The following is a 13,892-nucleotide window of genomic DNA, read 5'->3' as shown; positions in this document are numbered from 1 at the left end:
ATCCCCTGGTCCGAACGGGTGCGGACCAGGGGTTACGGCTGTGTTTGCCCGAATTTCGTAACGGTCACCGGCCGGGCAAGCTCAGGCCAAAGCTCACCGGCCGGCCGCGGCGTCGCACTCCTGCGCGCGCAGCGCCCGCGCCAGGTCGTCCCGCGCCTCCAGCACCAGCCGGCGCAGCGCCGGTGCCGCGTCCCGGTGCGCCTCCAGCCACGCGTCCGTCGCCTCCAGCGTCTCCGGCCGGTCCTGGTACGCCGGGAACAGACCCCGCACCACGTCCATGCCGATCTGGATCGACCGCTCCCGCCACACCCGCTCGACCGCCGCGAAGTACAGCTGCGCGTACGGCGCGGTCAGCTCCCGCTGCGACGGCTGCTGGAAGCCCGAGATCGTCGCCTCCACCAGCGCGTTCGACAGCGCGTCGGACTCCACCACCTGCGCCCACGCCTGCGCCTTGACCGGCGCCGACGGCCGCGCGGCCAGACAGCGCACCTGGTGCCGCTTGCCGGACGCCGTGTCGTCCCGGACCAGCTCCGCCGCCAGCACCGACTCGTCCGCCGCCCCGTGCGCGGCCAGCGGCTCGAGGAACGCCCAGCGCAGCTCCTGGTCCACCTCCAGCCCCTCGATCTCGACCGTGCCGTCCAGCAGGTCGGTCAGCAGCTTCAGGTCCGGCTCGGCGGACGCCACCGACGCGAAGAACCGCGCCCACGCGAGCTGGTGCTCGCTGCCCGGCTCCGCCTGCCGCAGCTCCCGCAGCGCCCCCTCGGCCAGCAGTTCCCCGCCGGTCTCCCGCCAGTCCGGCGCCGCGTAGTGGGTCAGCGCGGCGTTCGCCCAGGCGTGCAGCATCTGGAGCACCCCGATGTCCGACTCGCGGCCCGCGAACCGCAGCACGAGACCGATGAAGTCCCGCGCCGGCAGCAGGGCGTCCCGGGTCAGGTTCCACAGCGCCGACCAGCACAGCGCGCGGGCCAGCGGATCGGTGAGCGCGCCCAGGTGCGTCCGCAGCGTCATCAGCGAGGTCTCGTCGAACCGGACCTTGCAGTAGGTCAGGTCGTCGTCGTTGACCAGCACCAGCTCCGGCGCCTCGGTGCCCGCCAGCTCCGCCACGACGGTACGCGGCTCGTGCACGTCCGTCTCCACGCGCGCGTACCGCTCCAGCGCGCCCCCGGGCGTACGCCGGTACAGGCCCACCGCGATCCGGTGCGGGCGCAGCTCCGGGTGCGACTCCGGGGCCTCCTGGAGGATCGCCAGCTCGGCGATCCGGCCGCCCTCGGTGTCCAGCAGCACCTGCGGGGTCAGCGTGTTCACCCCGGCGGTCTGGAGCCAGGAGGCCGCCCACGCCGTCATGTCCCGGCCGCTGGTCTCCGCGAGCACCGACAGCAGGTCGCCGAGGCGCGTGTTGCCGTACGCGTTCCGCTTGAAGTAGCGCCGGGAGCCCTCCAGGAACGCGTCCTGGCCGACGTACGCCACCAGCTGCTTGAGCACCGAGGCGCCCTTGGCGTAGGTGATGCCGTCGAAGTTCAGCTTGGCGTCCTCCAGGTCGCGGATGTCCGCCGTGATCGGGTGTGTGGACGGCAGCTGGTCCGCGCGGTACGCCCAGGCCTTGCGGCGGTTGGCGAAGGTGGTCCACGCGTCCTTGAAGCGGGTCGCGCCCACGTTGGCGAACGTGCCCATGAAGTCCGCGAAGGACTCCTTCAGCCACAGGTCGTCCCACCACTCCATGGTGACCAGGTCGCCGAACCACATGTGCGCCATCTCGTGCAGGATGACGTTGGCCCGCGCCTCGTACGACGCCTGCGTCACCTTCCCGCGGAAGATGTACTCCTCGCGGAAGGTCACCAGGCCCGGGTTCTCCATCGCGCCCAGGTTGTACTCCGGCACGAACGCCTGGTCGTACTTCCCGAACGGGTACGGGTAGTCGAAGTGGTCGTGGAAGAAGTCCAGGCCCTGCTTGGTCACCAGGAACACGTCGTCCGCGTCGAAGTGCGGCGCCAGACCCTTGCGGCACATCGCGCCGAGCGGGATCTCCAGCTCGGTGCCGTCCTCGAAGGTCCGGGTGTAGGAGTCCGTCACGTAGTGGTACGGGCCCGCCACCACGCACGTGATGTACGTCGAGATCGGCTTCGTCTCCGCGAACCGCCAGACCCCGTCGGCGAGTTCACCGGCGCCGTTGCTCCACACCGTCCAGCCCCGCGGCGCCCGCACCTCGAAGCGGTACGGCGCCTTCAGGTCCGGCTGCTCGAAGTTCGCGAACACCCGGCGGGCGTCGGCCGGCTCGTACTGCGTGTACAGGTAGACCTCGCCGTCCTCGGGGTCGACGAAGCGGTGCAGGCCCTCGCCGGTGCGGGAGTAGGCGCACTGCGCGTCCACCACCAGCTCGTTCTCCGCGGCCAGGTCCTCCAGCAGGATCCGGGAGCCGTCGAACACCTCGCCCGGGTCCAGGTCCCGCCCGTTGAGCGACACGGACGTCACGCCCGGCGCGACCAGATCGGCGAAGCTGGAGGCCCCCGGCTCGTTGCAGCGGAAGCGGATGGTGGTCACCGAGCGGAACGTGCGCGGCTCGCCGCCCGCGTCGCCGACGGCGGACCGCAGGTCCAGGGACACCTCGTAGCCGTCGACGGACAGCAGGGCGGCCCGTTCCCGGGCCTCGTCGCGGGACAGATTCTCACCGGGCACGGACGGCACTCCCTCGTGATCGCGTGTATGGCGGCTGAACAGCACCGATCCTGCCATGTGCTCCTGACAGGGGTGACGGGGAATGGCACAGCGGGCAGCCGCGTTTCTCCGGGAAAGGCCTTCCCCACGAGGAGAGACATGCCGGACAAGACCCCCGTCGACTTCTGGTTCGACCCGCTGTGCCCCTGGGCCTGGATGACCTCTCGCTGGGTGCTGGAGGTGGAGAAGGTACGGGACATCGAGGTCCGCTGGCATCTGATGAGCCTCGCCGTGCTCAACGAGAACCGCCTCGACGAGCTGCCCGAGGAGTACCGCGAGATGCTCGCGACCAAGGCGTGGGGGCCGGTCCGCGTCGTCATCGCGGCCCAGCAGGAGCACGGCGCGGAGGTGCTCGGCGACCTCTACACCGCGCTCGGCACCCGCATCCACAACCAGGGCGAGGGCCCGGAGAAGCCGGCCGTGGCCGCCGCGCTGAAGGACGTCGGGCTGCCCGAGTCCCTCATGGACCACTGGGACTCCACCCCGTACGAGCCCGAGCTGCGCGCCTCCCACAAGGAGGGCATCGAGAAGGTCGGCCAGGACGTCGGCACCCCGGTCATCGCGGTGCCCGGCCCCGACGGCGAGCAGATCGCCTTCTTCGGCCCGGTCGTCACCCCCGCCCCCAAGGGCGAGGAGGCGGCCCGCCTGTGGGACGGCACGATCGCCGTGGCCTCGGTCCCGGGCTTCTACGAGATCAAGCGCAGCCGCACCAAGGGCCCGGACTTCAGCAACCTGTGACCTTCGGCGCCGCGCAGGCGAAGACCCCCGTGAGTCACGTCCTCACGGGGGTCTTCTCCCATCCGCCCGCCGTCGTGAAGGGTGAGAAGACGATCACGAGGCGGGACGTTCTCAGGGGGCCAGGAGCAGCACGTTCGCGCGGGACTTCGCCGCCTCGTAGCGCTTGGCGACGTCCTGCCAGTCGACCACCTGCCACATGGCCTCGATGAAGTCGACCTTCTGGTTCCTGTACTGGAGGTAGAAGGCGTGCTCCCAGGCGTCGAAGACCAGGATCGGGGTGGAGCCCTGGCCGACGTTGCCCTGGTGGTCGTAGACCTGCTCCACGACCAGCCGCCCGCTCAGCGGCTCGTGGGCGAGGACGCCCCAGCCGGAGCCCTGGGTGGTCGCGGCGGCCTTGGACAGCTGGGTCTTGAAGGCGGCGAAGGAGCCGAAGGACTCCTTGATCGCCTCGGCCAGCTCGCCCACGCCGTCGGCCGCCAGCGGCTCGCCGCCGCCGTCCTTCGGGCCCGTCATGTTCCGCCAGTAGATCGAGTGCAGGATGTGCCCGGACAGGTGGAACGCCAGGTTCTTCTCCAGGCCGTTGATCGACCCCCACGCCTCCTTGTCCCGCGCCTCGGCGAGCTGCTCCAGCGTGTCGTTCGCGCCCTTCACATAGGCCGCGTGGTGCTTGTCGTGGTGCAGCTCGATGATCTCGGGACTGATCACGGGAGCGAGCGCCGCGTAGTCGTAGGGCAGGTCGGGCAGCGTGTAGACGGGCATGGGTGATCCCCTCCGGAACCTTATTGCAAGTACCTTGCAACTACACGCTAGCAACAACAACCTCGGAGCAACAGAAAGGCCCCCACGTGTCGCACGCGGGGGCCTTGTCGCGGGACACGGCGGTCAGCGCCCTGCCCGCGCCCGCTGCCGGGCGTACCCCACAGCCGCCAGGACCAGCGTCATCCCGCCCGTCGAGTACAGCTGGACGCGGGTGTCCGGCTCGCGGGCCATCAAGGCGAAGATCGCGACCATGCCGGCCAGCGCCACCCAGGTCAGCCACGGGAAGCCCCACATGCGCACGACCAGCTTCCCCGGGGCCTCGCGTTCGATGCGGCGGCGGAGCAGCAGCTGGGAGACCGCGATGAAGATCCAGACGACGAGGATGACCGCGCCGATCATGTTCAGCAGCCAGGGGAAGACGTCGTCCGGGCGCCAGTAGCTGAGCAGCACGCACACGAAGCCGAAGAAGCAGGACGTGAGGACCGCGGCGCGCGGGACCCCGCCGGACAGCCCGGCCAGCGCCTTCGGGCCCTGGCCGCGCTCGACCAGCGAGTAGGCGATGCGCGAGGAGCCGTAGATGTTGGCGTTCATCGCGGACAGCAGGGCGACCAGGACGACCACGTTCATCAGCTGGCCCGCGCCGGGGATGCCCAGGTGGTCCAGGGTGGCGACGTAGGGGCCCTTCGCCACGAGGTCCGCGGAGTCCCAGGGGACCAGGGTGACGACGACCGCCATGGAACCGATGTAGAACAGGGCGATCCGCCACATCGCCGTGCGCACGGCCGAGGCGACACCGCGCACCGGGTCCTCCGACTCGGCCGCCGCGATGGTGACCGTCTCCAGTCCGCCGTACGCGAAGACCGAGGCGAGCAGGCCGACCAGCAGGCCCTCGCTGCCGTGCGGCAGGAAGTCGGTCAGGTGCGACGCGCCGGGGGAGTCGGTGCCGGGCAGCACGCCCGCGATGGCCAGCCCGCCCAGGACCAGGAACAGGCTGATCGCGCCCACCTTCAGCGCGGCGAACCAGAACTCGAACTCGCCGAAGTTCTTCACGGCGGCCAGGTTCGCCCCGCAGAAGACGACCATGAACAGCGCGACCCACATCCACTGCGGGGTGCCCGGCAGCCAGCCCTGGACGATCTTCGCGGCGCCGATGCCCTCCAGGCCCACCGCCGTGCAGAGCAGCACCCAGAAGGACCAGCCCGCCGCGAAGCCCGCCCACGGGCCGATCGCCCGCTCGGCGTGCGCCGAGAAGGAGCCCGAGGACGGGTAGGCGGCCGACATCTCGCCGAGCATCCGCATCACCAGCATCACCAGGACGCCGGAGAGGGCGTAGGCGACCACGATGGACGGGCCGGCGGCGGCGATGCCCGCGCCGGAACCGACGAAGAGGCCCGCGCCGATCACCCCGCCCAGGGCGATCATCGACAGGTGGCGCTGCTTGAGGCCGTGGGAGAGGGAGGCGTCCGTCCGCTGCTGCGGCGGCGTCCCGGTGGTCGTGCTGCTGGGCATGGGGGGCGGCTCTCCCAGTGCGATAGGCGGGCAAAAACCCCGCCAGTCTGGGCGGCCCGTCCGCTCGCGTGACAGGGCCGCCCACTATCCGGACACCCGGTGTACGCAGGGTCAGCCCACGGTCACGCGGCCACGGGCGTGTAGTGCGACGCGTCGCCCTCGATCGAGTAGCTCTCCTTGCCCTCGATGCCGACCGGGACGTCACCGGCGACGGTCACCCGGTGCAGGCGGCGCGGCAGACCGTCGTAGTTGTCGATGGCGTAGTGCTGGGTGACGCGGTTGTCGAAGAGGACGAGCTGGCGCTCCGACCAGCGGTGCCGCAGCACGTTCTCCGGCCGGGTGACGTACGCCTGGAGCAGGTCCAGCACCTTGCGGGACTCGCCCGCCGACAGGCCGACGATCCGCTGCGCGAAACCGCCGATGAACAGCCCGCGCTCCCCGGTCAGCGGATGCACGCGGACCACGGGGTGCGCGGTGCGGTACGCGATGGAGGTGAACTGGGCGCGCTGGGCCGCCCGCTCCTCGTCGATCTCCTCGTCCGGCACCGCGTAGTCGTAGTCGTTCGTGTGCTCCGCCCACAGGGTGTCGGCCAGGCGGCGCAGCGGCTCGGGCAGGTCGCGGTAGGCCGCCGCCGCGTTCGCGATCAGCGTCTCGCCGCCGTACGGCGGCACGGTGAGCGAACGCAGGGTGCTGGCCTGCGGCGGGTTCAGGACGAAGGTGACGTCCGTGTGCCAGTGGTTGGCGCGGCCCCGCTCGCTGTCGACCGGCAGCACGTTCGGGGCGCCGTCCACCGCGCCGACCGTCGGGTGGGCCGTGGTCAGGTCGCCGAAGTGGCGGGCGAACGCCTGCTGGCCGGCGTCGTCCAGGTCCCCGGCGTCGAAGACGAGCGCCTTGTGGACGCCCAGGGCCTCACGGATCGCGGTGACCTCCTCCGGGGCGAGCGGCCGGGTGATGTCGACGCCGGAGACGCGCGCGCCGATCCGGGCGGTGACCTTGGTGAACTCGACGGACATCGGGGTTCCTCTCAGCCGAAGGCGGGGGTCAGGTACTGGTTGGCGGGGCGGGGGAGGCCGTAGCGCTCCCGGAGGGTCTGCCGGGGCCCGTACTCGGTGCGGAACAGACCGCGGGCGCGCAGGCGCGGTACGACGTGCTCGACGAAGGCGTCCAGGCCGGAGGGCAGCACGGCCGGCATGATGGTGAAACCGTCGGCGGCGCCCCGCGTGAACCAGGTCTCGATCCGGTCGGCGACCTGCTCCGGCGTCCCGGCGAAGGTGAGGTGTCCGCGCCCGCCGCCGAGCCGACCGATCAGCTGCCGGACGGTGAGCCGGTCGCGCCGGGCCAGCTCCACGACGAGCGTGTAGCGGCTCTTGGCGCCCTCGACGGCGGACTCGGGCGGCAGGTCGTCGGGCAGCGGACCGTCCAGCTCCAGCGTGCCCGCCGGGAGCCGCAGCAGGTTCTCCAGGCGGACCACGCCGTGCTCGTACACGATGTGGTCCTCCAGCAGCCGTTCGGCGGCCCGCGCCTCGGCCTCCGTGGACCCGAGCACCGGGACGATCCCGGGCAGCACCTTCAGGCGCCCGGGGTCCCGGCCCGCCCGGGCGGCACGGGACTTGAGGTCGGCGTAGAAGTCCTGGGCACCCGCGAGGGTCTGCTGGGCGGTGAACACCGCCTCGGCGTACCGGGCGGCGAAGGCCCTGCCGTCCTCCGAGGACCCGGCCTGGACCAGCAGCGGGTAGCCCTGCGGGGTGCGCGGCACATTGAGGGGGCCGGCGACGCTGAAGTACGTCCCCCGGTGCCGGGGCGGATGGATCTTGCTGTCGTCGCCCCAGACGCCGGCCGCCTTGTCGGCCACGATCGTGTCGTCCTCCCAGCTGTCCCACAGCTTGAGGGCCACGTCCAGGAACTCGGCGGCGCGCGCGTACCGCTCCGCGTGCGGGGGCTCGTCGGCGAGCCCGAAGTTGCGGGCGGCCTCCTGGCCGGCGGTGGTGACGATGTTCCAGCCGGCCCGGCCGCCGCTGACGATGTCCAGCGAGGCGAACCTGCGGGCCAGGTTGTACGGGGAGTTGTAGGAGGTGGACGCGGTGGCGATCAGGCCGATGTGCTCGGTGGCCGTCGCCAGCGCGGTCAGCAGGGTGAGCGGTTCCAGCGCGCCGGCCGGCCGCTGGGCGAGGTTGCTCCACAGCTGGGGGCCGTCGGCGAGGAAGAGCGAGTCGAAGGTGCCCCGTTCGGCGATCCGGGCGAGCCGGACGTAGTGGCTCAGCTCCACGTGGGCGTAGGGGTCGCTCTCGGGGAGCCGCCAGGACGCCTCGTGGTGTCCGGTGTTCATCAGGAACGCGTTGAGGCGGAGCCGTCTCGCGGTCACCGGTGGTCCTCCGTGACGCCGAGGGCGGCCAGCAGCCGCTCGCGGTACTCGCCCAGCAGCGGCTCGCGGTACGAGCGCGGGTGGGGACGGTCGATGGTCAGGTCGAGGCCGATTTGGCCCCGGTCCAGGACGAGGACCCGGTCGGCGAGCACGATCGCCTCGTCCACGTCGTGGGTGACGAGCAGGACGGACGGCCGGTGGCGCGTCCACAGCTCGCGCAGCAGGTGGTGCATCTTGATCCGGGTGAGCGCGTCCAGCGCCCCGAACGGCTCGTCCGCCAGCAGCAGTTCCGGCTCGCGGACCAGGGAGCGGGCCAGCGCCGCCCGCTGCGCCTCACCGCCCGACAGCTCGCCCGGCCAGGCCCGCTCCCGTCCCGCGAGGCCGACCTCTGCCAGGGCGGCCCGGCCGCGCTCCCCGGCGTCCTTGCCGTCCAGGCCGAGCAGGACGTTGTCCAGCACCCGCCGCCAGGGCAGCAGCCGCGAGTCCTGGAAGACGACCGACACCCGCTCGGGCGCCGTCAGCCGCCCGTCGCCGGCCACCCCGTGGTCCAGGCCGGCGATCGCCCGCAGCAGGGTCGACTTGCCGGAACCGCTGTGCCCGAGCAGGGCCGTGAACTGCCCGGCGGGCAGGTCCAGGTCGATGCCGTCGAGGACGGTACGGCCCGCGAACGAGCGGGTCAGGCCGCGCAGCCGCACGGCGGGCCGGGTCAGTTGCTCAGTGTGCGGCGCCATGACAGCACCCTCCGTTCGATCAGGCGGACCACGCTGTCGGAGACCAGGCCGAAGACGCCGTAGATCAGCAGGCCGACCAGGATGACGTCGGTCTGGCCGTAGTTCTGCGCCTGGAACATCAGGTAGCCGAGCCCGCTGGTGGCGTTGATCTGCTCCAGGACCACCAGGCCCAGCCAGGAGCCGGTGACGCCGAGCCGGAGGCCCACGAAGAATCCGGGCAGCGCGCCGGGGACCACCACCTGGCGGACGAAGGCGAGCCGCGACAGGCCCTGCACCTCGGCGAGTTCGACGAAACGGCTGTCGATGCCGGACAGCGCGGCGTGCGTGTTCAGGTAGACCGGGACGTACACGACGATCGCGATGATGGCGATCTTGAAGGTCTCGCCGATGCCCAGCCAGAGGATGAACAGCGGGATCAGACCGAGGGTGGGGATCGCCCGGTTGAGCTGCACGGTCCCGTCGATCAGCGCCTCCCCGGCCCGGCTCAGACCGGAGGCGAGGGCGAGCAGCACCCCGGCGCTCAGGCCGATCGCGAAGCCGTAGCCCGCCCGCCTGAGGGAGGTCAGCACGTCGGTGGGCAGGGTGCCGTCGGTCCACAGGCGGCCGGCGGTGCGCAGGACGGTCCAGGGCGCGGGGATCGCCCCCGTGTCCAGCGCCCCGGCGGCCGAGGCGGCGGCCCACGCGGCGAGCAGCACCAGCGGGCCGATGAGCCGGGCGGCGGGCAGCCGGCGTCCGGGGGAGAGCCGGCGGCGCCGGCGGACCTGGGGGAGGTCCCCGGTGGTGGTCCCGGGGACGGCGGTCGTCGTGGTCACGGCGGTCACCTGCGGTACTCCTTGGGTACGGCCTTGGCGGCGAGGGACTCGAAGCGGTGGTCGAACAGCGACGACACGTCGAACTTCTTCACGAAGCCGCCCTCGGCGAGCAGATCCGCGGTCTCCTGCTCCCACCTGATCGCCTCGTCCCAGCTCGGCGGGAACAGCGGCTTGTTGGCCAGGGCGGCGATGCCCCGCGCCTGTGCGAGGGTCAGGTTCTGCGTCCTGACGTAGAACTCCTCGTTCCAGACGTCCCGGTGCTCGTACTGCCACACCTGGCCCTTGGCCCACTGCGGGATGTAGGCGGCGATCGCGGCGGCCTTCGCCGGGTCGTCCAGCACGGACCGCGGCGCCCACAGCAGGTTGAGCAGGTCGACGACGTCGGTGGGGATGGAGCGGGCGCCCTTGGACGCGTACTGCTTCAGGTAGGCGGGCGCCTGGCTGACGGCGAGCGGGGCCACGTCCACCTGCCCGGACTGCAGGGCGGTGAAGAACTGGTTGCTGGTCAGCGGGACCAGCTTCACCTCGTCGTAGCCGAGGCCCGCCTTCTTCAGCGCCCGCAGCAGCACGACGCCCTGGGCCTGCCCCTGCGAGAAGGCGAGCTTCCCGCCCTTGAAGTCCGCGACCGCGCGGATGTCGCTGCCGGGCCTGGTGGCGAAGAGGTAGCTGGGCTTGCGGGTGATGTCGATCGCCACGATCTTCGCGTCGAAGCCCTGGTAGTGGGCCTGGATCGGCGGGATGCCCGCGTTGTTGGCCAGGTCCAGGGACCGGGCGCGGAACGCGTTGATCACGTCCGGGCCCGCGCCGATGTTCACCCAGTCGGCCACCTTGAACGGCAGCTCGGGCAGCTTCGCCAGCCGGAACTGGAGTTGCTGCTGGCCCAGGTAGGAGGCGATCTTCAGGCTGGTGCCGGCCGGGACCTCGTCGGCGAGCGGTGCGGTGGCGGCACCACGGGTGTCGGCGGCGGCGTCGCCCTGCGCGCAGCCGGACAGTCCGGCGACGGCGGCGGACGCGCCGAACACGGAGGTGAGAAAGGCACGACGGTGCATGGGAGGACTCCCAGGAGAAAAATAAGAGAAAAGCAGGAGGAATTCCGGGAGAAGCAGGCCGGAGGAAGAGGACTCACGCAGCGGGAAACACGCGCTTCATGCGCGGCAACACGTCAGCAACAGAGGGTGCGACAGCTCGTGAGAGGGCTCATGACCAGGATGTTCCCGGCCATGCTCGACCCGTGTCAACATTCCGAGTTTCTGAATTAAATACCCTCAGGTGACGCACCCAGCGGATCCCGGAACAACGTCTCCAGTACGACGGACCCGCCCGCCACCGCCAGCACGGAATCCGGGAAACTCGTCGGGAGGACGGCGGCGGAACGCTCCGTGCCGACCGCGTCCTGGAGCGCCTCGAGGCACCCCTCGACATGGATGACACCGACCTCGGTGACGACGACCGTCTCCGGGTTCAGCACGTCCAGCAGCAGCCCGGCCGCCCGCCCCGTCGCCCGCGCCCGCTCCACCAGCAGCCGCCGGGCCACCGGGTCCCCGCCCGCCGCCGCGGCCACCACGCGCATCGGGTTGGCCGGATCGGCCACCCCGGCCGCCCGCGCCCGCCGGCACAGCGTCCGCTCGCTCAGCTCCGCCTGGAGACAGCCGGTACGGCCGCACGCGCACGGCTCGGTGCCGCCCGGCACCGGCAGGTGGGCGATCGCGCCGGCCGCGGACCGGGGGCCGTAGTGCACCTCGTCATGGGTGGCGAAGGCGGCGTCGACCACGTTGCCCACGAACAGGTGGAGCACGCTCCGGCTGCCCCGGGCCCGTCCGAACAGCCGCTCCCCGTGCACCAGCGCCCGCGCGTGCCCGTCCACCTGGACCGGCAGCCCGACGCGGGCGCGCAGCAACTCCCGCACCGGCACGTCCCGCCAGCCCAGCAGCTCGTGCTCGACCACGGTGCCCGTCTCCCGGTCCACCCAGCCGCCGACCGCCAGCCCGACCCCGAGCGGGCGCCGGCCCGGCATCCGTGCGAGCAGCCCCGCGAGCCCTTCGGCGGCCCGCGCCACCACCCAGGCCGGGTCGGTCCGCTCGTGCCGCAGCTCCCGCCGGGCCACCACCCGGCCCCGCAGGTCCAGCAGCGCCACCGTGGTGTACGGCACGGCCACGTGCACCCCGGCGACCAGGAAACGGGTGTCGTCGAGGTCGACGGGCACGTGCGGCCGGCCGACCCCGCCCGAGCGGCGGGGCGCGGCCGACTCCCGGATCAGGCCGCGCTCGGCGAGCCGGGCGCAGTGCTCGGTCACCGACGCCGGGGACAGCCCGGTCAGCCGGGCGATGGTGCTGCGCGCCACCGGGCCGTGCTCCAGCACGGAGCGCAGCACGACGCTGGCGCTGGTGCGCCGCCGGTCGCTGTCGGCGGCACGCGGCACGGGCGAGGGCAGGGTGGGAACGGCGGTACGGGGCATGGAGAACCGTCCTCGGGAGCGGGGCCGACACGTCTCGGAGGCTCGGAAGGGGGTGAGGCGTGCCGGACGGCCCGCCCCTATCCCGGACGGCGACAGGTGGCCGTGCCCTGGCGCCGCAGATCGACATAGCGACGCGAGGTGAGACAACGGGCCTGGGCAACCATGGCTGAAGGGTAGGGCAGGGGGAAGGGCTCCGACCAGACGACCGGCGTCCGTTTGGTGAGACCGCACAGTTTCGTCAGCACGGGCTTCACGTGAGCGAAACGTCCCTGCCTCCGTGATCAGGGTCACGCCCCGGCCGGTGTAGCCGGCACTCTTTGTCCGGAGCCCACGAAGCTCTCGTTCCGCCCTTTGTCGGGCGCTGACGGTGATCGGCCGCGGCCGGCTCGGATAGCGTCACCCTGTCCCAGCATGTCCCCGTCACCCGCGGAGTCCCCATGAGCACCGCCACCGCCACCGCCCGCCCCGGCGCCGTCCTCGCCGACCTGCTGCCCGCGTCCCGCGTCCGTGACGTCGCCCTCGTCGTCGGCGGCGCGGTGCTCACCGGTGTCGCGGCCCAGCTGTCCGTGCCGGTGCCCGGCTCCCCGGTGCCGGTGACCGGCCAGACCTTCGCCGCGCTGCTCGTCGGCACCACGCTCGGGGCCCGCCGCGGCTTCCTCTCCCTCGCGCTGTACGCGGTCGCCGGTGTGGCGGGCGTGCCGTGGTTCGCGCAGGGCGCCTCCGGCGCGGGCATGGTCTCCTTCGGCTACGTGCTCGGCATGCTGCTCGCCTCCGCGCTGGTCGGCGCCCTGGCTCGCCGCGGCGCCGACCGCTCCGCGCTGCGCACGGCCGGCACGATGATCCTCGGCGAGGCCGTCATCTACGCGGTCGGCGTCCCCTACCTGGCCCTGGCCGCCCACCTGTCCGCGTCCCAGGCCGTCGCGGCCGGCCTCACCCCGTTCCTGATCGGTGACGCCCTCAAGGCCGCCCTGGCGATGGGCCTGCTGCCCACCGCCTGGAAGCTGGTCGACAAGCGCTGACGCCGTAGTTCCCGCGGAAGAGGCTCGCCGGGTCGGAGGTTCCCCCTCGCCCGGACGAGCCTCTTCCGCGTCCCGGCGTCGTACCGCTCGAAGGCGAAGTCGAGCGACCGGCCGAGCGTGCCGCCGCCCGGCAGCGCGAACACCGGCTCCGGCACGGCCCGCCCCCCGCACCGGGGCACCACGTCCGGCACCGGCCGCGCGAGCGCGCCGCTGGCGGGGCGACGACGTCCGGGCCGCCGGGACCGCCGTACGCGCCCCACGGCCACGGCGAAGGACGAGGCCGGCCCGTCCGGCACGGTCCGCGCCCACGCCCGCACGCCCGCCGTGCTCCGTCCGTCGAAGCCGGGCGAGTCGCCGTACGCGCCCCGCAGCGGGCGGCCCGGGTGGGTGCGGGCGCGGCATGGTGGTGGAGGACGAGGCCGGCCCGTCCGGCACGGTCCGCGCCCAGGCCCGCACGCCCGCCGTGCTCCGTCCGTCGAAGCCGGGCGAGTCGCTGTGCAGCGTCCGCGCCGGGGTGAGCCCGGCCTCCGGCTCGGTCATCACGCCCGGGTTCTGGCCGGTACCGAGCAGCGTCCAGCGCGGGTCGGGGTCGCGGGTCGGGGTAGCCCGTCGGAGTGTGGCTCCGGTCACCGCAGGTGGTCGGCCGCGTACCCAGCTGCCGGGTCAGGACGCCGGGCCCGCCGCCCAGCGCGTACGGCACCACGCCCTCGCCCGGCGCGGAACCTCCCCCACCGCCTGACGCGGGTCACGCCGGTGCGCCGGTCCGTGTGCGGCTCCGAACGCGGCATGGCCGCA

The 13,892-nt window shown here is 72.6% G+C and carries 12 protein-coding genes; 3 read left to right on the top strand and 9 right to left on the bottom strand.

Going from position 1 to position 13,892, the window contains the following annotated elements; genetic code table 11:
- Window positions 1-93: 93 nt before the first annotated feature.
- Complete coding sequence (gene pepN, locus ACZ5DC_RS08515; RefSeq protein ID WP_468650676.1) at window positions 94-2,673, bottom strand: aminopeptidase N; 2,580 nt, start codon at window positions 2,671-2,673, stop codon at window positions 94-96.
- Window positions 2,674-2,811: 138 nt separating this feature from the next.
- Between pepN and ACZ5DC_RS08510 the strand changes: the two genes are divergently transcribed.
- Entirely contained in the window at window positions 2,812-3,450 is a 639-nt protein-coding gene (locus tag ACZ5DC_RS08510) for a mycothiol-dependent nitroreductase Rv2466c family protein (RefSeq protein WP_468650674.1), read from the top strand.
- Between the two features lie 111 nt (window positions 3,451-3,561).
- Here the strand turns inward: ACZ5DC_RS08510 and ACZ5DC_RS08505 are convergent, their stop codons facing one another.
- From ACZ5DC_RS08505 to ACZ5DC_RS08470, 8 genes are all read right to left on the bottom strand, one after another.
- A complete protein-coding gene (locus tag ACZ5DC_RS08505; protein WP_468650672.1) occupies window positions 3,562-4,209 on the bottom strand; it encodes a superoxide dismutase in 648 nt (215 codons plus the stop codon).
- A 123-nt stretch (window positions 4,210-4,332) separates the two neighbouring features.
- Complete coding sequence (locus ACZ5DC_RS08500) at window positions 4,333-5,718, bottom strand: amino acid permease (RefSeq protein ID WP_468650670.1); 1,386 nt, start codon at window positions 5,716-5,718, stop codon at window positions 4,333-4,335.
- Between the two features lie 122 nt (window positions 5,719-5,840).
- On the bottom strand, window positions 5,841-6,731 hold the full coding sequence (locus tag ACZ5DC_RS08495) for a TauD/TfdA dioxygenase family protein (protein WP_468650668.1): 891 nt from the start codon (window positions 6,729-6,731) through the stop codon (window positions 5,841-5,843).
- Window positions 6,732-6,742: 11 nt separating this feature from the next.
- Window positions 6,743-8,080 (bottom strand): LLM class flavin-dependent oxidoreductase, encoded by a 1,338-nt coding sequence (locus tag ACZ5DC_RS08490; RefSeq protein WP_468650666.1) that lies wholly within the window; start codon window positions 8,078-8,080, stop codon window positions 6,743-6,745.
- On the bottom strand, window positions 8,077-8,811 hold the full coding sequence (locus ACZ5DC_RS08485; RefSeq protein ID WP_468650664.1) for an ABC transporter ATP-binding protein: 735 nt from the start codon (window positions 8,809-8,811) through the stop codon (window positions 8,077-8,079). The genes ACZ5DC_RS08490 and ACZ5DC_RS08485 overlap by 4 nt, the downstream gene beginning before the upstream one ends.
- Window positions 8,787-9,632, bottom strand: a complete 846-nt coding sequence (locus ACZ5DC_RS08480; protein ID WP_468650662.1) for an ABC transporter permease — start codon at window positions 9,630-9,632, stop codon at window positions 8,787-8,789. Before ACZ5DC_RS08480 ends, ACZ5DC_RS08485 begins: the two co-directional genes overlap by 25 nt.
- Entirely contained in the window at window positions 9,629-10,672 is a 1,044-nt protein-coding gene (locus tag ACZ5DC_RS08475; RefSeq protein WP_468650660.1) for an ABC transporter substrate-binding protein, read from the bottom strand. The genes ACZ5DC_RS08480 and ACZ5DC_RS08475 overlap by 4 nt, the downstream gene beginning before the upstream one ends.
- Window positions 10,673-10,878: 206 nt before the next feature.
- The gene (locus ACZ5DC_RS08470; protein ID WP_468650658.1) at window positions 10,879-12,078 is read right to left on the bottom strand and encodes an ROK family protein; all 1,200 of its coding nucleotides are present in this window, start codon (window positions 12,076-12,078) and stop codon (window positions 10,879-10,881) included.
- Between the two features lie 437 nt (window positions 12,079-12,515).
- Here ACZ5DC_RS08470 and ACZ5DC_RS08465 point away from each other — a divergent pair, with 437 nt between their 5' ends.
- Together ACZ5DC_RS08465 and ACZ5DC_RS08460 are read left to right on the top strand one after the other, a co-directional pair.
- Window positions 12,516-13,097 (top strand): biotin transporter BioY, encoded by a 582-nt coding sequence (locus ACZ5DC_RS08465; RefSeq protein ID WP_468650656.1) that lies wholly within the window; start codon window positions 12,516-12,518, stop codon window positions 13,095-13,097.
- A 400-nt stretch (window positions 13,098-13,497) separates the two neighbouring features.
- Window positions 13,498-13,836, top strand: a complete 339-nt coding sequence (locus ACZ5DC_RS08460) for a hypothetical protein (RefSeq protein ID WP_468650654.1) — start codon at window positions 13,498-13,500, stop codon at window positions 13,834-13,836.
- The last annotated feature ends 56 nt before the right edge of the window (window positions 13,837-13,892 follow it).

The sequence above is a fragment of the Streptomyces sp. NPDC031445 genome, assembly GCF_055581365.1.
Note: the sequence above shows the minus strand (reverse complement) of the source record. Positions and strands in the feature narration are given on the sequence as shown.